This is a genomic window from Erwinia sp. S38 (assembly GCF_016624545.1).
Lineage (GTDB): Bacteria > Pseudomonadota > Gammaproteobacteria > Enterobacterales > Enterobacteriaceae > Erwinia > Erwinia coffeiphila.
In genome coordinates, this window is the sequence record NZ_JACVTS010000008.1 from 133892 (window position 1) to 154995 (window position 21104).

17 protein-coding genes are annotated in these 21104 nt (G+C 52.8%); 12 read left to right on the forward strand and 5 right to left on the reverse strand.

Annotated features, from left to right (window positions below; genetic code table 11):
• Positions 1–162: 162 nt before the first annotated feature.
• Positions 163–1320 (forward strand): MFS transporter, encoded by a 1158-nt coding sequence (locus tag IBT46_RS11465; protein ID WP_200545771.1) that lies wholly within the window; start codon positions 163–165, stop codon positions 1318–1320.
• 137 nt (positions 1321–1457) lie between these two features.
• Here IBT46_RS11465 and pflA read toward each other — a convergent pair whose 3' ends face one another.
• From pflA to IBT46_RS11490, 5 genes are all read right to left on the reverse strand, one after another.
• On the reverse strand, positions 1458–2198 hold the full coding sequence (gene pflA / locus IBT46_RS11470) for a pyruvate formate lyase 1-activating protein (protein ID WP_105593452.1): 741 nt from the start codon (positions 2196–2198) through the stop codon (positions 1458–1460).
• 134 nt (positions 2199–2332) lie between these two features.
• The gene (gene pflB / locus IBT46_RS11475) at positions 2333–4615 is read right to left on the reverse strand and encodes a formate C-acetyltransferase (protein ID WP_105593451.1); all 2283 of its coding nucleotides are present in this window, start codon (positions 4613–4615) and stop codon (positions 2333–2335) included.
• Positions 4616–4705: 90 nt separating this feature from the next.
• Positions 4706–5563 (reverse strand): formate transporter FocA, encoded by an 858-nt coding sequence (gene focA / locus IBT46_RS11480; protein ID WP_200545772.1) that lies wholly within the window; start codon positions 5561–5563, stop codon positions 4706–4708.
• A gap of 356 nt (positions 5564–5919) precedes the next feature.
• Positions 5920–7677, reverse strand: coding sequence for a 30S ribosomal protein S12 methylthiotransferase accessory factor YcaO (ycaO, locus tag IBT46_RS11485; protein WP_200545773.1), 1758 nt, complete (start codon positions 7675–7677; stop codon positions 5920–5922).
• Positions 7674–7853 (reverse strand): hypothetical protein, encoded by a 180-nt coding sequence (locus IBT46_RS11490; RefSeq protein WP_200545774.1) that lies wholly within the window; start codon positions 7851–7853, stop codon positions 7674–7676. Before IBT46_RS11490 ends, ycaO begins: the two co-directional genes overlap by 4 nt.
• Before the next feature lie 133 nt (positions 7854–7986).
• Here IBT46_RS11490 and serC point away from each other — a divergent pair, with 133 nt between their 5' ends.
• The 11 genes from serC (at position 7987) to kdsB (ending at position 21083) form a co-directional block, all read left to right on the forward strand.
• On the forward strand, positions 7987–9072 hold the full coding sequence (gene serC, locus IBT46_RS11495) for a 3-phosphoserine/phosphohydroxythreonine transaminase (RefSeq protein WP_200545775.1): 1086 nt from the start codon (positions 7987–7989) through the stop codon (positions 9070–9072).
• A gap of 90 nt (positions 9073–9162) precedes the next feature.
• Positions 9163–10449, forward strand: a complete 1287-nt coding sequence (aroA, locus tag IBT46_RS11500; protein ID WP_200545776.1) for a 3-phosphoshikimate 1-carboxyvinyltransferase — start codon at positions 9163–9165, stop codon at positions 10447–10449.
• 209 nt (positions 10450–10658) lie between these two features.
• Positions 10659–11342 (forward strand): (d)CMP kinase, encoded by a 684-nt coding sequence (gene cmk, locus IBT46_RS11505; protein WP_200545777.1) that lies wholly within the window; start codon positions 10659–10661, stop codon positions 11340–11342.
• Positions 11343–11493: 151 nt separating this feature from the next.
• On the forward strand, positions 11494–13167 hold the full coding sequence (gene rpsA, locus IBT46_RS11510; protein WP_105593445.1) for a 30S ribosomal protein S1: 1674 nt from the start codon (positions 11494–11496) through the stop codon (positions 13165–13167).
• An 84-nt stretch (positions 13168–13251) separates the two neighbouring features.
• The gene (ihfB, locus tag IBT46_RS11515) at positions 13252–13539 is read left to right on the forward strand and encodes an integration host factor subunit beta (protein WP_105593444.1); all 288 of its coding nucleotides are present in this window, start codon (positions 13252–13254) and stop codon (positions 13537–13539) included.
• A 235-nt stretch (positions 13540–13774) separates the two neighbouring features.
• Positions 13775–16039: a ComEC family protein gene (locus tag IBT46_RS11520; RefSeq protein ID WP_200545778.1), complete on the forward strand. Its 2265-nt coding sequence runs from the start codon at positions 13775–13777 to the stop codon at positions 16037–16039.
• Positions 16040–16074: 35 nt separating this feature from the next.
• On the forward strand, positions 16075–17823 hold the full coding sequence (gene msbA / locus IBT46_RS11525) for a lipid A ABC transporter ATP-binding protein/permease MsbA (RefSeq protein ID WP_200545779.1): 1749 nt from the start codon (positions 16075–16077) through the stop codon (positions 17821–17823).
• Positions 17820–18794, forward strand: a complete 975-nt coding sequence (gene lpxK / locus IBT46_RS11530; RefSeq protein ID WP_200545780.1) for a tetraacyldisaccharide 4'-kinase — start codon at positions 17820–17822, stop codon at positions 18792–18794. Before msbA ends, lpxK begins: the two co-directional genes overlap by 4 nt.
• A gap of 60 nt (positions 18795–18854) precedes the next feature.
• Positions 18855–20078, forward strand: a complete 1224-nt coding sequence (locus tag IBT46_RS11535; RefSeq protein ID WP_200545781.1) for a winged helix-turn-helix domain-containing protein — start codon at positions 18855–18857, stop codon at positions 20076–20078.
• A 79-nt stretch (positions 20079–20157) separates the two neighbouring features.
• A complete protein-coding gene (locus IBT46_RS11540; protein ID WP_105593439.1) occupies positions 20158–20340 on the forward strand; it encodes a Trm112 family protein in 183 nt (60 codons plus the stop codon).
• Positions 20337–21083 (forward strand): 3-deoxy-manno-octulosonate cytidylyltransferase, encoded by a 747-nt coding sequence (kdsB, locus tag IBT46_RS11545; RefSeq protein WP_200545782.1) that lies wholly within the window; start codon positions 20337–20339, stop codon positions 21081–21083. Before IBT46_RS11540 ends, kdsB begins: the two co-directional genes overlap by 4 nt.
• The last annotated feature ends 21 nt before the right edge of the window (positions 21084–21104 follow it).

The following is a 21104-nucleotide window of genomic DNA, read 5'->3' on the forward strand; positions in this document are numbered from 1 at the left end:
TTAGCTGCTGTGCCGGTTTTAATTCTGCTAACTCCTTGTAGATAAAAAAATTAAATCATTTAGCAGCAAATCGTGCTGCGACTATTTTTTGGTGCTTTTACAAACCTTCCCGCAGTGGCATGATGCGCACAAAATCCTTCCTTATTCTGGTTTCTCACTACTATGTCCATCTGGTCGCGTCCTGTAATAGTGCTGCTTTGCGGTTTGCTGTTGCTGACGATTTCTATTGCCGCGCTGAATACTCTGGTTCCGCTGTGGCTGACACACGACGCGTTACCGACCTGGCAGATTGGTGTTGTCAGTTCCTCCTACTATTGCGGTAACCTGTTGGGCACGCTGATTGCAGGCTGGCTGATTAAGCGCCTGGGTTTTAACCGCAGCTATTATCTGGCTTCGCTGGTCTTTGCCCTTGCTACCGTTGCGCTGGGTCTGCAAAGCGGTTTCTGGATGTGGACCTTCTGGCGGTTTGTGGCTGGCGTTGGCTGTGCGCTGATTTGGGTGATTGTGGAGAGTGCGCTGCTGTGTAACGGCACTTTACGCAATCGTGGCCGACTGCTGGCGGCCTACATGATCGTTTATTATGTTGCGACCGTTGCCGGACAGCTGATGGTCAGCCGCGTATCCACCGAGCTGATGCAGGTACTGCCATGGGTAAGCGGTCTGATTCTGGCGGCCATTCTGCCGCTGGTATTTACCCGAATTACGGCTTCTGCCTCAGAAGAGGGTGAGGAAGGTGCTTCTGGCCGTCTGTGGCCGATGCTGCGCCGTCGCAATGCTCGCTTAGGTATCAACGGCTGTATTATTTCCGGTATTGTGCTGGGCTCATTGTATGGTCTGATGCCGCTGTATCTATCGCATCAGGGAATGACCGATTCCAGCGTAGGCTACTGGATGGCACTGCTGGTCAGCGCCGGTATTATCGGACAGTGGCCGATCGGTCGCCTGGCGGATCGCTATGGGCGTCTGCTGGTGCTGAGAGTGCAGGTCTTTGGTGTGATCCTCGGTGCGTTGGCCATGTTGGGTAATGCGGCGATGGGCCCGGCGCTATTTGTTCTTGGCTGTGCGGGTTTTACCCTGTATCCGGTCGCGATGTCCTGGGCCTGCGAAAAGGTCGCTCATCATGAACTGGTCGCGATGAACCAGGCGCTACTGCTCAGCTATACCGTTGGCAGCCTTGCCGGTCCGACCATGACTTCAATGCTGATGCAGAATTATTCAGACCGTCTGCTGTTTGTGATGATTGCCGTGGTTGCGTTGATTTATCTCGCTATGCTGCTGCGCAAGGCAGACCACCATATCAATCCGGTGGCTCATGCCTGAGAAGAACGGGTGTAGTGAGCTGAGTCTTTAGCGACCGTTTTCATCGTTGGGTGTGCTCAGGCGTTATTGAAGATGTGTGTAGTGTTGAATGGTTTACGGTAAAAGGGCGATCCTGCGGATCGTCCTTTTATTTTGGCTCAGTACATCACGTAGTGACCGTAGCTTTCCAGGATATGTTTAATCCGCTCCATGGTTTCCGCTTTCGGCGGGTGAACACCGTCCAGCTTGTATTCCTCACCCATCGCAACCCATTTGTGCTTGCCTAATTCGTGATAGGGCAGCATTTCAATTTTCTCTACGTTGCCCATATCGCGGGTAAACTCACCGAGGCGGTGGGCAGAATCATCATCATCCGTATAGCCGGGCACCACCACATAACGTATCCAGGTGCGAATTTTCCGCTTAGCCAGATAGCGGGCAAAATCCAGCGTGCGGTGGTTTGAAACGCCAACCAGCACCTGATGGATATCATCATTAATCTGCTTCAAATCGAGCATCACCAGGTCTGTAACGTCCAGAAGTTCATCAATGACCGGGTCGTAGCGCCGCACGAAACCATTGGTGTCGAGGCAGGTATTAATCCCTTCTTCCTTACAGGCGCGGAACCAGTCGCGGACGAATTCAGCCTGCAGGATAGCCTCGCCGCCGGAAGCGGTAACGCCGCCGCCGGATGCATTCATAAAGTGACGATAGGACACTACGTCCTTCATCAGTTCCTCGACCGTAATTTCTTTACCGCCGTGAGTATCCCATGTATCCCGGTTATGGCAGTAGAGGCAGCGCATCAGGCAGCCCTGGAAGAAGGTGATAAAACGAATGCCGGGACCATCAACGGTTCCGCAAGATTCAAATGAGTGAATACGTCCGATTACTGACATTGCGATGAATTCTCCACGTTGACGCAGTCTTAAGCTGCGTTAAGTCTGTTTTGACAGTGCCCTGCAAGATGAATAACAGGCCACTGGCGAAACCGACTTCTCACGGCGGCCCCCCGAAGAGGGCCGCAGGGTTATTACATGGTCTGCGTGAAGGTACGGGTAATCACGTCCTGCTGCTGTTCTTTGGTCAGCGAGTTAAAGCGAACGGCATAACCAGAAACACGGATGGTCAACTGCGGATATTTTTCCGGATCTTCCATCGCTTCCAGCAGCATCTCACGGTTCATCACGTTGACGTTAAGGTGCTGACCACCTTCGATGCTGGCTTCGTGGTGGAAGTATCCATCCATCAGGCCCGCAAGGTTGGTTTTACGCACGTCATCGTTTTTACCCAGCGCGTTTGGCACGATAGAGAAGGTATAGGAAATACCATCCTTAGCGTAAGCAAACGGCAGTTTGGCAACGGAGGTCAGAGAAGCAACGGCACCTTTCTGGTCGCGACCGTGCATTGGGTTAGCACCTGGTCCGAATGGTGCACCGGCGCGGCGTCCGTCCGGGGTATTACCTGTTTTCTTACCATATACCACGTTTGAGGTAATGGTCAGTACGGACTGAGTCGGTACGGCGTTACGGTAGGTGTGCAGTTTCTGAATTTTCTTCATGAAACGCTCAACCAGGTCGCAGGCAATATCATCAACGCGGGAGTCATTGTTACCGAACTGCGGATATTCACCTTCAATTTTAAAGTCAACCGCCAGGCCATCTTCATCACGAATGGTGGACACTTTGGCATACTTAATTGCTGAAAGTGAGTCAGCGGCAACCGACAGACCTGCGATACCGCATGCCATGGTGCGATAAACGTCACGATCGTGCAGCGCCATCAGTGAGGCTTCATAGCTGTATTTGTCATGCATATAGTGGATGACATTCAGCGCGGTGACATACTGTTTTGCCAGCCAGTCCATAAAGTGATCCATACGCGCCATCACTTTTTCGTAATCCAGCACCTCATCCATCATTGGTGCTTCTTTCGGACCTACCTGCATTTTCAGTTTTTCATCCACGCCGCCGTTAATTGCGTACAGCATGGTTTTCGCCAGGTTGGCACGGGCGCCGAAGAACTGCATCTGTTTGCCAACGATCATTGGGCTAACGCAGCAGGCGATAGCGTAGTCATCGTTGTTAAAGTCAGGGCGCATCAGATCGTCATTCTCATACTGCAGAGAAGAGGTGTCGATAGAGACTTTCGCCGCGAATTTTTTAAAGTTCAGAGGCAGTTTTTCAGACCACAGAATGGTCATGTTAGGCTCAGGTGACGGGCCCATGGTGTAGAGCGTATTCAGGAAGCGGAAGGTGTTTTTGGTCACCAGGGTACGGCCATCAACACCCATACCGGCCAGTGATTCCGTTGCCCAGATTGGGTCACCGGAGAACAGCTCATCGTATTCAGGGGTACGCAGGAAGCGTACCATACGCAGTTTCATCACCAGATGGTCAATCAGCTCCTGCGCTTCTTCTTCGGTAATTTTGCCGGCTTTCAGATCGCGGCTGATGTAGATGTCGAGGAAGGTCGACACGCGACCGAAGGACATCGCTGCGCCGTTCTGCGATTTCACCGCAGCAAGGTAACCAAAATAGGTCCACTGCACGGCTTCCTGAGCGGTTGTTGCCGGGCCAGAGATATCAAAGCCGTGTTTTGCCGCCATTTCTTTAATCTGCTGCAGCGCACGATGCTGGTCAGCAATTTCTTCACGCAGACGGATGGTGGCTTCCAGATTGACGCCATTTTCCATATCGCTCTGCAAAGAGGAGAACTGGGCAAACTTGTCTTTCATCAGGAAATCGATGCCGTACAGCGCAACGCGACGGTAGTCACCGATGATACGGCCACGGCCATAGGCATCCGGCAGGCCGGTCAGCACGCCTGACTTACGGCAACGCAGAATATCCGGGGTGTAAACATCAAACACGCCCTGGTTGTGGGTTTTACGATACTCGGTAAAGATTTTTTTCAGTGATGGATCGAGTTCACGGCCGTAAACCTTACAAGAGCCTTCCACCATTTTTATGCCACCGAACGGGATCAGCGCACGTTTTAATGGGGCTTCGGTTTGCAGACCAACAATCTTTTCAAGGTCTTTTTCGATGTAGCCAGCATCATGGGAGGTAATGGTTGCCGCAAGGTCGGTATCAAAATCAACCGGCGCATGGGTTTTATTTTCCAGCTTGATGCCTTCCATGACCTTATCCCACAGGGTGGTGGTCGCCTGGGTGGCACCGGCAAGGAATGACTCATCGCCTTCATACGGAGTGTAGTTTTTCTGGATGAAGTCGCGAACGTTAACGCTGTTCTGCCATTCACCTTCTGCAAAACTGTCCCAGGCTTTAGCCATGTCTTTATTTAGCTCGGTCATGTGATACCTACCTTTATAACGTGAAGTTCGTTGTACGTTACCGTCAGACGGTGATCGGTCTGCGGCTGTATAAGATTCTGTTACAGAGACTCAGTGGTGATCGCCGTCGCGCAGATAGATCACCCAGTACGTTAACCCTACCAGCAGGCCGCCACCGATAATGTTGCCGAGGGTAACGGGGATCAGGTTGTCAGTAACAAAGTTGCTGACGGTAAGGTGTGAAAACTGTTGGGCTGTTGCCCCGGTTGCCTGCCAGAACTCCGGCGAAGCGAAATCTTTGATGACAATGGCCATGGGAATAAGAAACATATTGGCGATGCTGTGCTCGAAACCGCTGGCAACAAACATGGCAACTGGCAGAACCATAGCAAACATTTTATCCATCAGGCTGCGGCCGGAATAACTCATCCATACCGCCATACACACCATCAGGTTAGCCAAAATACCCAGACATACTGCTTCTATAAAGGTGTGGTGCATTTTATGGTCAGCGGTCTGAAGGACGTTCAACCCCCATGCGCCATCGGCTGTCATGTACTGTCCTGCGAACCAGATCAGGGCGACGAAGAAAACGGCACCGATAAAATTACCTACGTAAACGTTGATCCAGTTACGTGCCAGTTGGCCCCAGGTGATCCTGCCGCTGGCTTTGGCCACTACGATGAGAACGGTAGAGGTGAAAAGGTCGGCACCGCAAACAACAACTAACATCAAGCCCAGTGAAAAGCAGATACCTCCAACCAGTTTTGCCAGCCCCCAGGGTATGGTGCCGGTACCGGTGGTTGCCGTGATGTAAAAAGCGAAGGCGATAGAGATAAATACGCCCGCGTTAATTGCCAGAAAGAAGGTGGTGAACGGTTTTTTTGTCGCTTTGTAGACGCCAGCGTCTTCAGCAACTTTGGCCATTTCAGCAGGTAGTAATAGATCAAAGAGGTTGCCAGCTTTCACACTAACGTTCTCCAAAAATTAGTCAGCAAGGAAAGTCTAACAAACGAGTATAGAAGGGAAATTGACATGGATCATAGTGGCCTGGCAATTCAGCCATTCCGATCGTTAACAGAGGATTGATTTCGCTGTATGTTGATGATAAGTATGAAATAAAACTTTTTTAATATTTAAAAAAATAATTTAATTATTATTTTCAGACGCCATGGAAAGGTAAAAAAATGGCGGTGATTAATTCTAGTTTGTGAAAAATAAAAAGGTAACAGCTATTAACTGTTACCTTTTTTTAACTTATCGCCTGCGCTACATTTTCAGAAAGAAATTACCCGCATCTGACGTCATTAGGTAAGGTTGCTGAGTTATTTCCAGTAACGGCGTTTTGCCGCCTGTAATTTCTCATAAGCTGCCAGCAGCGACTGGTGTGCAGGGAATGCCAGCAGATCGCTATCTACATTTTGCAAACCGTAGAATGGCGCTTCACCGCTAATCGCTGCAGAAGCGTTATCGACGGCTTCCTGGCCGTACATGCGCACGAATGCTGTATGGTACTGCAGCGGATCGCGTTCATCTTCCTGGCTCAACAGCAGCAGGGTCTGCAGGCAACGGTAGTAGTTTGCACGCGCCGGGCTGAATACAGACTGGTTGAATTCCATCGTCCACTCGGTCCAGATCAGCGCCTGATCGAGGTCGCCACCAGCCATGGCCAGCATGGCCTTCAGTTCACCGATACGCAGGGTGTACCAGCCGTTATCTTTACCAGTTGCCAGACCCAGCAGCTCACGTACGCGGGTAAAGTCGTCGTGTCCGTCTTCATCCAGCTGTTCCAGCAGCGCCAGGTAGTCTTCTTTTTCCCAGCTGCTGTCAGGCAGATTGAGCAGGGTATCGCGCAGGTAGGCACCCATGCTGTTATTGGCCAGCAGCAGGTCTTCTGCCGGATAAATGTCCGACATGCCCGGAACGATGATTCGGCAGGCATAAACATCCAGATGCTGATAATCGGCAATATAAACTTCCTGGCCTTCCGCATCGAAGATTGCCATCAGAGTGGCGAACTCTTCTTCCGTTGTACCCTTGAAGCTCCAGTCAGCGAACGGATAGTCGGCATCGTCTTTAAACAGATCCCATGAGATCAGACCGCTGGAATCGATAAAGTGGGTTTCAAGGTTAGCGTGTTCGGCAACTTCTTCATCATCAAAGGTCGGTGGCGTAAAGACATCAAGGTCCTTCAGGCCGCGGCCCTGGAGCAGTTCGGTAACGGTACGTTCCAACGCTACACCAAAATCAGGATGCGCGCCGAATGAGGCGAAGCAGGTGCCATTTTCCGGGTTAAACAGCACCACGCAGATCACCGGGTATTTTCCGCCCAGAGAAGCGTCGTAAGAGAAGATAGGGAAACCTTCGGCTTCAAGACGATCGATGGCTTCAACCACGCCAGGATAGCGGTTCAGCACATCCTGTGGAATCGCCGGCAGGCTGATGGACTCAGCAATAATACGATTCTTAATATAGCGCTCAAAGACTTCAGACAGACCCTGTACGCGGGCTTCGTTAGCGGTGTTGCCCGCTGACATACCGTTGGATACATACAGGTTGCCGATGATATTCATCGGAATATAGACCGTCTGCTGGTCTGACTGGCGCGTAAACGGCAGACCAACAATACCGCGATCGGCATTACCGGACTGAAGGTCGATAAGATCGCTGGCGCTCAGCTCATTTTCCGGATCGTAAAACTTACGCAGGCGCGCGTCGAGAATACCTTCCGGCAGCTGGTCATCTTCAGGCAGCGGGAACCACTTTTCATTGGGATAATGAACGAAATCGCCGTTGGCAATCTGTTTACCCAGCCAGAAATCGGCAAAGAAATAGTTGGTAGAAAGGCGTTCAAAGTATTCACCCAGTGCGGAAGCCAGCGCTGCCTTCTTGCTGGCGCCTTTACCGTTGGTGAAGCACAGTGGGCAGTCGCGATCGCGAATATGCACTGACCAGACATTGGGAACCGGATTCAGCCAGGACGCTTCTTCAATATTGAAGCCCAGATCCTGTAGTTTTTGCTGAAAGCGCGCGATGGAATCTTCCAACGCGGCGTCTTTGCCTGGAATATAAGTTTGAGTCATTTTGCCCACTCGTTATTGATTGTGCGGAAAGCGCGCAATGATACGGGTTTTCCGCCGGAATCGCCATCCGGCAACCTAAAATTCATCTGCTGAAGAATGCCATATTCCGCCGAAACAGTAACAGAGACGTTTACAACGGTGGAAAACGCCTCACAAAATATCGTTTGCTGTTTCATTTCCCCTACAAGCTGTTGCGGCTGTGGCCTGAAAACTGGTCGGTTGACCGGATAAATCATTGCAGCATTGGGGAGGCAATGATAAAACCGATAAAGGAATCAAAACCGATTGATCTGAAAGTGGTGAGGGGAAATGAGTCAGGTTTTCAATTTTAGCTCTGGCCCGGCAATGCTGCCGGTAGAAGTGCTCCGTCGTGCTGAGCAGGAACTCTGCAACTGGCAGGGGTTAGGCACCTCCGTAATGGAGATCAGCCACCGCAGTAAGGAATTTATTCAGGTGGCGGAAGAGGCAGAAAAAGATTTTCGCGATCTGCTGAAAATCCCCTCCAACTACAAAGTTTTATTCTGCCATGGTGGCGCGCGTGCGCAGTTTGCAGCGGTTCCGATGAACCTGCTGGGTAGCCATACGACCGCAGACTATGTTGACGGTGGTTACTGGGCGGCTAGCGCTGTAAAAGAAGCGCAGAAGTACTGCACGCCGAATGTGATCGACGCGAAAACTACGGTTGATGGCCTGCGTGGCATCACCCCGATGAGCAGTTGGGCGCTGTCCGATGACGCCGCCTATGTTCACTACTGCCCGAATGAAACTATTGATGGTATTGCCATCAGTGAAACGCCTGATTTTGGCGACAAGCTGGTTGTAGCCGATCTCTCTTCAACCATTTTGTCTTCGCCGATTGATGTTAGCCGCTACGGCGTACTGTATGCCGGCGCTCAGAAAAACATCGGTCCGGCTGGGTTGACGCTGGTTGTTGTGCGTGAAGACCTGTTAGGCAAGGCCCGCAAAGAGCTGCCTTCTATTCTTGACTATAAGGTGCTGGCCGATAACGACTCGATGTTCAACACGCCACCGACCTTTGCCTGGTATCTTTCTGGCCTGGTATTCAAGTGGCTGAAAGAGCAGGGCGGTGTGGCTGAGATGGACAAGCGTAACCAGCTCAAAGCCGATCTGCTTTACGGCACTATTGATAACAGCAGTTTCTATCGTAATGATGTCGCTGTAGCAAACCGCTCGCGTATGAATGTGCCTTTCCAGCTGGCCGATGCGTCACTGGATAAGCTGTTCCTGGAAGAGTCCTTCGCACACGGCCTGCATGCGCTGAAAGGCCATCGTGTGGTCGGCGGCATGCGTGCTTCAATTTATAACGCGATGCCACTGGAAGGCATTAAGACGCTGACTGATTTCATGATCGACTTCGAGCGTCGTCACGGTTAAGGATTTTGCCGAAACTGCAGTACGTTTTTAATCTGAAACCCCGCCTTGCTGCGGGGTTTCATTGCAATTTTTTTGGAGAGTACGTTTCACATGCAGGATTCCCTGACGTTACAACCTATCGCCCTGGTCAACGGTACCGTTAACCTTCCTGGTTCCAAGAGCGTATCGAACCGTGCGCTTCTGCTGGCTGCACTGGCTAATGGCACCACCCGTTTGACTAACCTGCTGGACAGCGATGACGTTCGTCACATGCTCAACGCTTTGCAGCTGCTTGGCGTTCACTACACGCTGTCTGCTGACCGCACGGTGTGTGAAGTGGTGGGTCAGGGGGGCGCGCTAAAGGCTGACGGTGCGCTGGAGCTGTTCCTCGGCAATGCCGGTACGGCGATGCGTCCGCTGGCAGCAGCCCTGTGCCTCGGCAGCAATGATATTGTGCTGACCGGTGAGCCGCGCATGAAAGAGCGTCCGATTGGCCATCTGGTTGATGCACTGCGACAGGGTGGTGCGGTCATTGAATACCTTGAACAGGAAGACTACCCGCCGCTTCGTCTTAAGGGCGGTTTTAGCGGCGGTGATGTATCCGTTGATGGCAGCGTATCCAGCCAGTTCCTGACGGCGCTGCTGATGACGGCTCCACTGGCGGCAAACGATACGCATATCGTCATCAAAGGCGAACTGGTATCGAAACCGTACATTGATATCACGCTCAATCTGATGGCAACCTTTGGCATTGAGGTTGAGAACGACAGCTATCGCGCGTTCCACATCCGTGGGCAGCAGCAATATCAGGCACCGGGTAATTATCTGGTTGAGGGCGATGCTTCCTCGGCTTCCTATTTCCTCGCTGCTGCGGCCATCAAGGGCGGCACTGTTAAAGTCACCGGCATCGGTCGTAAGAGCATGCAGGGCGATATTCGTTTCGCCGACGTGCTGGAAAAAATGGGTGCAAGCATTGAATGGGGCGATGATTTCATTGCCTGTACGCGTGGCGAGTTGAATGCCATCGATCTGGATATGAACCACATTCCCGATGCGGCAATGACCATCGCGACGGCCGCGCTGTTCGCCAAAGGCACCACGGTAATGCGCAACATTTACAACTGGCGTGTTAAAGAAACCGATCGCCTGGCAGCAATGGCCACCGAACTGCGTAAAGTTGGCGCTGAAGTTGAAGAGGGGCACGATTACATTCGTATAACGCCACCTGCAGCGATCCAGTATGCCGAGATTGGTACTTATAACGATCACCGTATGGCGATGTGCTTCTCGCTGGTCGCACTCTCCAGCACTCCGGTCACCATTCTTGACCCAAAATGCACTGCGAAAACGTTCCCGGACTACTTTGAACAGCTTGCTCGTATCAGCCAGCTGGCATAACAAACTCTTCCGCCGCACCTCAGTGCGGCGGAAGCTGTGTTTATCTCATTCTATTCTGCTGCATTACCCGCCTGTTGTTTGAACCCGCCTAAAATTTTGTAGCTGACTATGTTTAAGGGGTAACTATCCCGGTTTTTGCAGCGTATAATGCGCGACGATATTTGTCCGGGCACTGATAGCCGCAGACATTCCACCGACAGGAGAACGACATGACGGCAATAGCCCCAGTGATCACCATTGATGGCCCAAGTGGTGCGGGTAAAGGCACATTATGTAAAGCGATGGCCGAAGCATTGCAGTGGCACCTGTTGGATTCTGGCGCAATTTATCGCGTGCTGGCGCTGGCAGCACTGCATCATCAGGTTGATATCACTTCTGAAGAAGCTTTGGTCCCGCTGGCTGCTCATCTTGACGTGCGTTTTGTGTCCAGTGAAGGCGAGATGGAAGTCATCCTTGAAGGTGAGGATGTTTCCGCAGAGATCCGTACTCAGGATGTCAGCAACACCGCGTCAAAAGTTGCCGCATTTCCACGCGTGCGTGAAGCCCTGCTGCGCCGTCAGCGCGGTTTTCGTGAACTTCCGGGCCTGATCGCCGATGGGCGCGATATGGGTACCGTTGTATTCCCGGATGCGCCAGTTAAAATTTTCCTTGATGCCAGTTCGGAAGAACGTGCGCATCGCCGTATGCTACAGTTGCAGGAAAAAGGCTTTAGTGTTAACTTTGAACGCCTTTTATCCGAGATAAAAGAACGCGATGAGCGCGATCGTAACCGGTCGATTGCACCTTTGGTGCCTGCGGATGATGCCTTAGTGCTTGATTCGACAACAATGTCTATTGAGCAGGTCATCGAAGTTGCGCTAAAATATGCGCGCGAAAAGCTTGCCATTGCGTAATAGGTAATTCCGACGACAGTGCACTATACTGTGCACCTGTTCGCAAAATTTAATTAACCCTGTGATATGGATGTTATGGGGCATGTGAAACAACCCCACCCGTCAGGATGTCAGGTGGACGTTAAATTGAAGAATCCTGAAGATTATCAATATGACTGAATCTTTTGCTCAACTATTTGAAGAATCCCTGAAAGAAATCGAAACCCGCCCGGGTTCCATCGTTCGTGGCGTCGTTGTTGCTATCGACAAAGACGTTGTTCTGGTTGATGCGGGCCTGAAATCTGAATCTGCAATTCCTGCAGAGCAGTTCAAAAACGCAGCCGGCGAACTGGAAATCCAGGTTGGCGACGAAGTTGACGTTGCTCTGGATGCAGTGGAAGACGGCTTCGGTGAAACCCTGCTGTCCCGTGAGAAAGCTAAACGTCACGAAGCTTGGATCACGCTGGAAAAAGCTTACGAAGATGCTGAAACTGTTACCGGTATTATCAACGGCAAAGTTAAAGGTGGCTTCACAGTTGAGCTGAACGGTATTCGTGCGTTCCTGCCAGGTTCACTGGTAGACGTGCGTCCAGTGCGTGATACTCTGCACCTGGAAGGCAAAGAGCTTGAGTTCAAAGTAATCAAGCTGGATCAGAAGCGCAACAACGTGGTTGTTTCACGTCGTGCGGTTATCGAATCCGAGAACAGCGCAGAGCGCGATCAGCTGCTGGAAAACCTGCAGGAAGGCATGGAAGTTAAAGGTATCGTTAAGAACCTCACTGACTACGGTGCATTCGTTGATCTGGGCGGCGTTGACGGCCTTCTGCACATCACTGACATGGCCTGGAAACGCGTTAAGCATCCAAGCGAAATCGTCAATGTTGGCGATGAAATCAACGTGAAAGTGCTGAAATTCGACCGCGAGCGTACCCGTGTTTCTCTGGGTCTGAAGCAGCTGGGCGAAGATCCATGGGTTGCTATCGCTAAACGTTACCCAGAAGGCACCAAGCTGACTGGTCGTGTAACCAACCTGACCGACTACGGCTGCTTCGTTGAAATCGAAGAAGGCGTTGAAGGCCTGGTACACGTTTCTGAAATGGACTGGACCAACAAAAACATTCACCCATCTAAAGTTGTTAACGTGGGCGACGTTGTTGAAGTTATGGTTCTGGACATCGACGAAGAACGTCGTCGTATCTCCCTGGGTCTGAAGCAGTGCAAATCTAACCCATGGCAGCAGTTCGCAGAAACCCACAACAAGGGCGACCGTGTTGAAGGTAAAATCAAGTCAATCACTGACTTCGGTATCTTCATCGGCCTGGACGGCGGCATCGACGGCCTGGTTCACCTGTCTGACATCTCCTGGAACGCTACCGGAGAAGAAGCAGTTCGTGAATATAAGAAAGGCGACGAAATCGCAGCTGTGGTTCTGCAGGTTGACGCAGAGCGCGAGCGTATCTCCCTGGGCGTTAAGCAGCTGGCAGAAGATCCGTTCAACAACTACATCTCTCTGAACAAGAAAGGTGCAATTGTTAACGGTAAAGTAACTGCAGTTGACGCTAAAGGTGCTACAGTTGAATTGGCTGACGGCGTTGAAGGTTACCTGCGTGCTTCTGAAGCCTCGCTGGACCGCGTTGAAGACGCAACTCTGGTTCTGAATGTTGGCGACGATGTTGAAGCCAAATTCACCGGCGTTGACCGTAAAAACCGCGTTGTTAGCCTGTCTGTACGTGCGAAAGACCAGGCAGACGAGAAAGAAGCCATCAATACTGTTAACACCAAACAGGAAGAAGGTAACTTCTCTAACGCTATGGCTGAAGCTTTCAAAGCAGCTAAAGGCGAGTAATCTTCGCTTTAAGGGCAGCGCAAGCTGCCCTGTATCGTCGATAACTGCCAGAGCTATTCCTACAAGGGATTAACCGGAGGTTTTATGACCAAGTCAGAACTTATTGAAAGACTTGCTGGCCAGCACTCTCATATACCGGCGAAAGTCGTTGAGGATGCGGTAAAAGAGATGCTTGAGCATATGGCGACGACCCTGTCGCAGGGCGAGCGCATTGAAATCCGGGGATTTGGCAGCTTCTCTTTGCATTATCGTGCACCTCGTACCGGCCGTAACCCGAAAACGGGCGACAAAGTGGAGTTGGAAGGTAAATACGTTCCACACTTCAAGCCAGGTAAAGAACTGCGCGATCGCGCCAATATCTACGGCAGCTGATAGCGACGAAACGATAAAAACGACACTCCGGTGTCGTTTTTTTTTGCTTAAATACGGTAATTCGGCTGCGATACGATAACAGGCCGCATTGTAGAATCTGAACCCGGCACACAATAATCCCTTCTTGTTGCTGCAAAACAGAAAGAGTTTTCGGCACGTCTCTTAGCTCTGAACCGACGCTAATGCCTGTCTCTCACCTGCATGTCACACTTTGACCTGCTATCAGGGAGGAAACATGCGCATAACGGCAACACAGCTGGCTGGCAGTCTTATTATCGGAACTTTGCCGCTCACGGTCATACCCCGTTTACCCGGATATGGGTACGATATCGCTGCGATCGTACTTTCATTTTTCCTTATGCGCTGCTCACAACGCGTTGCTATTTTCACTGCAATGGTTCTGCTGTTCTCTCTCTGGCCGTTGAATACCGCCCGATCTCTTCAGGATCAGATTGATCGGCTGACGCAGGGGATTGTGCGGGCAGAGGTGCAAATTGACACTGTCCTGCCCGGTGCTGAACGCGCCAGAGTGCGTCTGTTTCGTCAGGATGGTCGGCTACTATTTCCTCCGATTTATGCTTCCTTGCGATTACCAGGCGGCGAACAGACTTTCTGCCAGGGGCAGCGGTGGGATATGGCCCTGGCACTTCGTCCTCTTCATGCCCAGCTAAATGAGGGGGGATTCGATCGGCAACGATTTACGCTGGCCAACAGCATGCCGCTCACAGGACGAGTGATTAGTGCGGAAGTTCGGCAACCCCGGTGTAGCTGGCGTGCGGCTATCATGAATTCTACCCGGCAAAACTATGGTCATTTATCCTGGCAGGCACTGATTTCCGCGCTGGCCTTTGGCGACCGTTCAGAGGTGAAGCGTGAAATTACCCAACTGCTCAGAGAAACGGGTACGGCACATCTGATGGCAATCGCCGGGATGCAGATTGGACTGGCTGCAGGATTTGGCTGGCTGGTTGCCAGACTCATTCAGTTCTTTTTTCCTGCATGGATGATTAACTATCGTTTTCCATTGTACAGCAGTTTGCTGGTGGCACTGATCTACTGCTGGCTCTCCGGCAGTAATCCACCCGCGATGCGCGCGATGCTGGCATTACTGATGTGGAGCGCGCTAAGGCTGAAGGGGATTAACTGTAGCAGCTGGCAGGTATGGCTGTTTTGTATTGCACTTATCCTGTTTCTGGAACCGCTCAGTATTCTGTCAGACAGCTTGTGGATGTCCGCTCTGGCAGTTGCGGGGCTGCTGATATGGTACCAAAGCTTCGCGCTTCCCATCCGTTTCCGCAGGAGAAAGCGTTGGCTGCCACTCCGACTGCTGCATTTGCAATTGGGCATGCTGCTGCTGTTAATGCCGCTACAGGTATTTATTTTCCATGGTTTTAGCCTGAGTGCGCTAGTGGCTAATCTGTGGGCCGTGCCGTTGATATCTCTGGTTACCGTACCGCTGATACTGACATCGCTGTTGCTTAACTTCCTGCCGTTGGTCGGCCCTTTTATATGGTGGCTGGCCGATCGCTCACTGGCACTGGTTTTTTTCCCGTTGCAGCAGTTACCGAACGGCTGGTTTCCTCTGGAAAGCACATTCGCAGCCGGTTCGCTGGCGTGTTGGCTTCTGCTGCTCGCGTTTCGCTTTGGCTGGTGGCGTAGCTCTCCGTTCACTCTGGTGGCGTACATGTTGCTGCTGCTGAGCTGGCGCAATTTTAGCGCTAAACCTGAGTGGCGGGTGGATATGCTGGACGTTGGTCACGGGTTAGCCGTGGTGATTTCGCAAGATGGCAAGGCAGTTTTATATGATACCGGCAATCGCTGGCCGGGAGGGGATGTCGCCCACAGTCAGATCATTCCCTGGCTGGAATGGCAGGGGTTAACGCTGACCGACGTGGTTATCAGCCACGCGCATCTTGACCACATTGGCGGATTGCCGAGCATACAGTCTGCATATCCCGATGCCCGGGTGCGAAGCGCTTTAAAGCGCCCGGGTCATTTACCCTGCTATCGTGATGTAGGCTGGCGCTGGCAGGGGTTGACGTTTCAGGCGTTGTGGCCGCCAGAAAATATGCCCGGTGAAGGCAATAATCAGTCCTGCGTGGTGATGGTAAGCGACGGGCGATGGCGCGTGCTGCTGACAGGGGATATTGAGCGCGAGGCAGAGCAGCAGCTCGTTGCCGAACAGCGCGCCGCGCTGAGTGCCGATCTGTTGCAGGTTCCGCATCACGGCAGCCGTACCTCATCAACCCCGCCGCTGTTGCGAGCAGTAGCGCCGAAGGCCGCCATTGCCTCTGCTGCACGTTACAGCGCCTGGCGGCTACCCGCCGCGAAAATAATGATGCGCTATGATAAAAATCGCATCATCTGGCGCGACACCGCACTTTCCGGGCAGATTAGCGCGCGTTTTTTCGTTGATAACTGGCATCTTTTGGGGTTAAGAGAACAAATAATGAACCGTTGGTACCATCAGTGGTTTGGCGTACCCAGGGAATCCAGGTAGAATGAGCGGCTATTTCAACTAAAGCTGGTTAAATAATGCATCTGGATAAAGATCTCTCAACCTGGCAGACATTTCGTCGTCTCTGGCCAATGATTGTGCCTTACAAGGCGGGATTGATTGTGGCCGCTATCGCGCTGATCCTTAACGCGGCGGGCGATACGCTTATGCTGTCACTGCTGAAGCCTTTACTCGATGATGGTTTTGGCAAGGCGGATAGTTCTGTTCTGATATGGATGCCGCTGGCCGTTATCGGTCTGATGCTGATTCGCGGCATTACCAGCTATGCCTCAAGCTACTGCATATCGTGGGTATCCGGTAACGTGGTCATGGGCATGCGCCGCAGGCTGTTCAGCCATATGATGGGAATGCCGGTCTCGTTTTTCGATCAGCAATCGACAGGAACGCTGCTTTCCCGCATTACATATGATTCCGAGCAGGTCGCGTCGTCTTCTTCCAGCGCGCTGGTGACGGTTGTGCGTGAAGGGGCCTCAATTATCGGCCTGTTTATCATGATGTTCTACTACAGCTGGCAGCTGTCGTTGATCCTGATTGTTCTGGCACCGATTGTATCCTTTGCTATTCGCAGCGTGTCAAAACGCTTCCGTAATATCAGCAAGAACATGCAGAACACCATGGGGCAGGTGACCACCAGCGCCGAGCAGATGCTGAAAGGGCACAAAGAAGTCCTGATTTTTGGCGGGCAGCAGATCGAAAGCGAGCGTTTCGACCGCGTCAGCAACCGTATGCGCCAGCAGGGAATGAAGCTGGTCTCAGCCTCATCCATCTCTGACCCCATTATTCAGCTGATTGCTTCGCTGGCGCTGGCATTTGTACTGTATGCGGCAAGCTTCCCCAGCGTGATGGAAACGCTGACCGCCGGTACGATTACCGTTGTGTTTTCATCGATGATTGCGCTGATGCGTCCGTTGAAATCACTGACCAACGTTAACGCCCAGTTCCAGCGTGGTATGGCTGCCTGCCAGACGCTGTTCTCGATTCTGGACAGCGAGCAGGAAAATGATAAAGGCACCCGTACCGTCGATCGCGTGAAGGGGGATATCGAGTTCCGAAATGTGACCTTCGCTTATCCAGGCCGTGAAATCCCTGCGCTGAAGAATATTAACCTCAATATTCCGGCGGGAAAAACGGTTGCACTGGTCGGGCGATCAGGCTCAGGCAAGTCCACTATCGCCAGCCTGCTGACGCGCTTCTACGATATTCAGCAGGGTGAAATTCTGATGGATGGCCACGAGCTGCGCGAATATACCCTGTCGTCGCTGCGTAATCAGGTGGGGCTGGTTTCTCAGAATGTGCACCTGTTTAACGACACTATCGCCAACAATATCGCCTATGCGCGCAGCGAGCAGTACAGCCGTGAAGATATTGAGAAGGCGGCGATCATGGCCCATGCGATGGACTTTATCGGCAAAATGGAACATGGTCTTGACACCGTCATTGGTGAAAACGGCGTGCTGCTTTCCGGCGGCCAGCGTCAGCGTATCGCCATTGCCCGCGCACTGCTGCGGGACTGCCCGGTACTGATACTGGACGAGGCCACATCGGCGCTGGATACGGAATCCGAGCGCGCGATTCAGGCTGCGCTGGATGAACTGCAGAAAAACCGCACTTCACTGGTCATTGCTCACCGTCTGTCGACTATCGAAAAAGCTGATGAAATTGTGGTGGTGGAAGATGGGCAGATTGTTGAGCGGGGCAGCCATGAAACGCTGCTGGCTGAAAGTGGTGCCTATGCCCAGCTACATAAGATGCAGTTTGGTCAATGATTGATCGCATCTGGAGCGGCCGCTCTGCGCTGTACGTGCTGCTGTTGCCGCTAAGCCTGCTCTACGGACTCATCAGCAATTTGTTGCGGTTGAGCTACGTTTGGGGCTGGCGCAAAGCGTGGCGTGCTCCGGTTCCTGTGGTGGTGGTGGGTAACCTCACCGCCGGTGGCAATGGTAAAACGCCGGTGGTTATCTGGCTGGTACAGGCCTTGCAGCAGCAGGGTTTGCGGGTTGGCGTGGTCTCACGCGGCTATGGCGGCAAGGCTGCGCGCTATCCCCTGGTGTTGAATGTGGAAACCAGTACGGCTGAAGCGGGTGATGAGCCGGTGCTGATTTATCAGCGTACCGGTGCTGCCGTGGCAGTATCACCCAGTCGGCGGGAAGCCGTTGAGGCCCTGCTTGCAGCCGGACCGATAGACATTATCGTTACCGATGACGGATTGCAGCATTACGCGCTGGCACGTGATATTGAAATTGTGGTTGTGGATGGCGAGCGGCGTTTTGGCAACGGCTGGTGGTTACCGGCGGGTCCGATGCGTGAGCGTGCCGGTCGGCTAAAACACGTGTCTGCGGTGATCAATAACGGCGGCGTGACGCAGCCGGGTGAACTGGCGATGCAGCTGGTGCCCGGTAAGGCGATTAACCTGTCCTCGGGCGCTGAACGTGATGCGGTAACGCTGAATAACGTCATTGCGATGGCGGGTATCGGTCATCCCCCGCGATTCTTCAATACGCTACGTAATCTGGGTATTTCTCCGGTAAAAGAGGTCGCTTTTGCCGATCATCAGAATTATAGCGCCGAGGAGCTTGGCGCTTTAGTTGAATCCGGGCAAACGCTGCTGATGACCGAAAAGGATGCGGTGAAAGCCCGGGCATTTGCCTGTCCAGACTGGTGGTATTTACCGGTGGACGCCGTTGTGCAAGATGCCGATGCGCTACTGGCTCGTATTCTGGCGCTGAGCAACGGCTAACGGTCGATCTCTGTTCTGCCGGTCAGCGCTTAACTAACCTGTTCGTTGACGGAGCGCGCCATGATCTCCTCAGATCTTTCTTTGAACCATGCCCGTCAGCTTCAGTTGGCGGCACAGGGATTATTACGGCCACTGCGTCGGAAAGCCCTTTTCGACGATCTGCTTGCCAGCATCCGGCAAATGTCTTTACTGCAAATCGATACCATTCATGTAGTGGCTCGCAGCCCCTATCTGGTGTTGTTCAGCCGCCTTGGTGACTATCCCCCTGAGTGGCTGGAGCAGGCGCTGGCACAGAAACAGCTGTTTGAATACTGGGCACATGAGGCCTGTTTTATTCCCATTGAGGATTATCCTCTGCTGCGCCACCGCATGTTGAACCCCGCGGCGCTCGGCTGGAAATACAATCAGGCCTGGATGGATCAGCATCATCAGGAGATAACCGGGCTGCTCGAGCATATCCGCGAACGGGGACCGGTCCGATCCGCTGATTTCGATGCTCCGCCGGGTCAGAAACCGGGCTGGTGGTCGTGGAAACCGCACAAACGCCATCTGGAGAATCTGTTCAGCGCCGGGGAATTAATGGTGACCGAACGGCGCAACTTCCAGCGGGTGTACGATCTGCGCCAGAAAATAATGCCGCAGTGGGATGATCGGTTGCACGCGCTGAGCGAAGAAGACGCGGTGCAGCAGATGCTGGAACGCAGTGCGGCCAGTCTCGGTATTTTCCATCCCTCATGGCTGGCCGATTACTATCGACTGAAGCGTGCGCCGGTAGCAACGTATCTGGCACAGCGGCTGGAACAGGGGCTGGTTCGCGCGGTACAGGTGGAAAAACTCGGTGAGCTGTACGTTCACCATACTCGCTATTCGCAGTTGGAAAACCCGCAGACAGCAACGCACACTGCAATACTCTCTCCGTTTGATCCGCTGGTCTGGCATCGTAAGCGAGCTTCGGAACTGTTTAATTTCGACTATCGCCTTGAATGCTATACCCCCGAAGCCAAACGCCAGTTCGGCTATTTTGTGCTGCCGATTTTGCACCGTGGTGCCTTAAAGGGGCGGCTGGATGCCCGCATGCTGCGTAAAGAGCGCGTTTTGCAGGTCCGGGGACTGTGGCTGGAACCGGGTACGCGAATCAGCCAGCAGCTTCTGGATGATTTACCGCGTGCGCTGACCAACTTTGCCCGCTGGCAGGGCGCGGAATCTGTCAGGCTGGAGGCGTTACCACCGGAGTTAGCGCACCGCTTGCCCACCGTCTGGTCCACCGGGCCGGATAGCGATTAATCCCGAAGTTAGCAACAGCACGGGCGGCAGCTATGGTATTCTTTACCTACTGTCATTCCGGGTCCATTACGGAGGAACCATGGATCATCGTTTACTCGAAATCGTCGCTTGCCCTGTTTGCCACGGCAAGCTGTACTTCAATAAAGACCAGCAGGAGCTGATTTGTAAGCCTGACGGTCTGGCCTATCCGGTTCGTGACGGCATACCCGTTTTGCTGGAAGTGGAAGCCCGTTCGCTGACGCTGGAAGAGACTCATCCATGAGTTTTATCGCCATTATTCCTGCCCGTTTCGCTTCCACTCGTCTGCCGGGTAAGCCGCTGGTTGATATCCACGGCAAGCCGATGGTTGTCCACGTCATGGAGCGCGCGCTTGAGTCCGGTGCCGAACGGGTTATTGTGGCGACCGATAACGCGGATGTGGCCCGTGCGGTTGAGGCTGCTGGGGGGGAAGTCTGCATGACGCGCCCCGATCACCAGTCCGGTACTGAGCGCCTGGCGGAAGTGATTGAGAAGTATAATTTCCCGGACGATGCGGTTATCGTCAACGTGCAGGGTGATGAGCCGATGATCCCACCGGTGATTATTCGCCAGGTTGCGGACAATCTGGCTCAAAGCACAGCAGGCATGGCGACGCTGGCCGTCCCGATCACCTCTGCTGAAGAGGCGTTTAACCCGAACGCGGTAAAAGTGGTGCGCGATGCAAACGGTTACGCGCTCTATTTCTCGCGGGCCACCATTCCGTGGGATCGCGAGCGGTTCAGCGCTTCACGTGATGAGATTGGCGATACCTTCCTGCGCCATATTGGTATCTACGGTTATCGTGCCGGTTTTATCCGTCGTTATGTCAGCTGGGAAGCCAGTCCGCTGGAGCAGATCGAGCTGCTGGAGCAGCTGCGCGTGCTGTGGTACGGCGAGAAAATCCACGTTGATGTCGCAAAAGCGATTCCCAGCGTAGGTGTTGACACGCCAGAGGATTTACTTCGCGTCCGCGAAGCGATGCAGTAATGTCTGCGGGGCCGGTTATCT

What these genes read in the sequence shown, in the direction of transcription:
- IBT46_RS11490 (WP_200545774.1), bottom strand. Translation starts at nt 7,853, where the DNA reads ATGAAACAGCAAACGATATTTTGTGAGGCGTTTTCCACCGTTGTAAAC.
- kdsB (WP_200545782.1), top strand. Translation starts at nt 20,337, where the DNA reads ATGAGTTTTATCGCCATTATTCCTGCCCGTTTCGCTTCCACTCGTCTG.
- msbA (WP_200545779.1), top strand. Translation starts at nt 16,075, where the DNA reads ATGCATCTGGATAAAGATCTCTCAACCTGGCAGACATTTCGTCGTCTC.
- cmk (WP_200545777.1), top strand. Translation starts at nt 10,659, where the DNA reads ATGACGGCAATAGCCCCAGTGATCACCATTGATGGCCCAAGTGGTGCG.
- ycaO (WP_200545773.1), bottom strand. Translation starts at nt 7,677, where the DNA reads ATGACTCAAACTTATATTCCAGGCAAAGACGCCGCGTTGGAAGATTCC.
- IBT46_RS11540 (WP_105593439.1), top strand. Translation starts at nt 20,158, where the DNA reads ATGGATCATCGTTTACTCGAAATCGTCGCTTGCCCTGTTTGCCACGGC.
- IBT46_RS11465 (WP_200545771.1), top strand. Translation starts at nt 163, where the DNA reads ATGTCCATCTGGTCGCGTCCTGTAATAGTGCTGCTTTGCGGTTTGCTG.
- lpxK (WP_200545780.1), top strand. Translation starts at nt 17,820, where the DNA reads ATGATTGATCGCATCTGGAGCGGCCGCTCTGCGCTGTACGTGCTGCTG.
- serC (WP_200545775.1), top strand. Translation starts at nt 7,987, where the DNA reads ATGAGTCAGGTTTTCAATTTTAGCTCTGGCCCGGCAATGCTGCCGGTA.
- aroA (WP_200545776.1), top strand. Translation starts at nt 9,163, where the DNA reads ATGCAGGATTCCCTGACGTTACAACCTATCGCCCTGGTCAACGGTACC.
- IBT46_RS11535 (WP_200545781.1), top strand. Translation starts at nt 18,855, where the DNA reads ATGATCTCCTCAGATCTTTCTTTGAACCATGCCCGTCAGCTTCAGTTG.
- ihfB (WP_105593444.1), top strand. Translation starts at nt 13,252, where the DNA reads ATGACCAAGTCAGAACTTATTGAAAGACTTGCTGGCCAGCACTCTCAT.
- pflB (WP_105593451.1), bottom strand. Translation starts at nt 4,615, where the DNA reads ATGACCGAGCTAAATAAAGACATGGCTAAAGCCTGGGACAGTTTTGCA.
- IBT46_RS11520 (WP_200545778.1), top strand. Translation starts at nt 13,775, where the DNA reads ATGCGCATAACGGCAACACAGCTGGCTGGCAGTCTTATTATCGGAACT.
- rpsA (WP_105593445.1), top strand. Translation starts at nt 11,494, where the DNA reads ATGACTGAATCTTTTGCTCAACTATTTGAAGAATCCCTGAAAGAAATC.
- pflA (WP_105593452.1), bottom strand. Translation starts at nt 2,198, where the DNA reads ATGTCAGTAATCGGACGTATTCACTCATTTGAATCTTGCGGAACCGTT.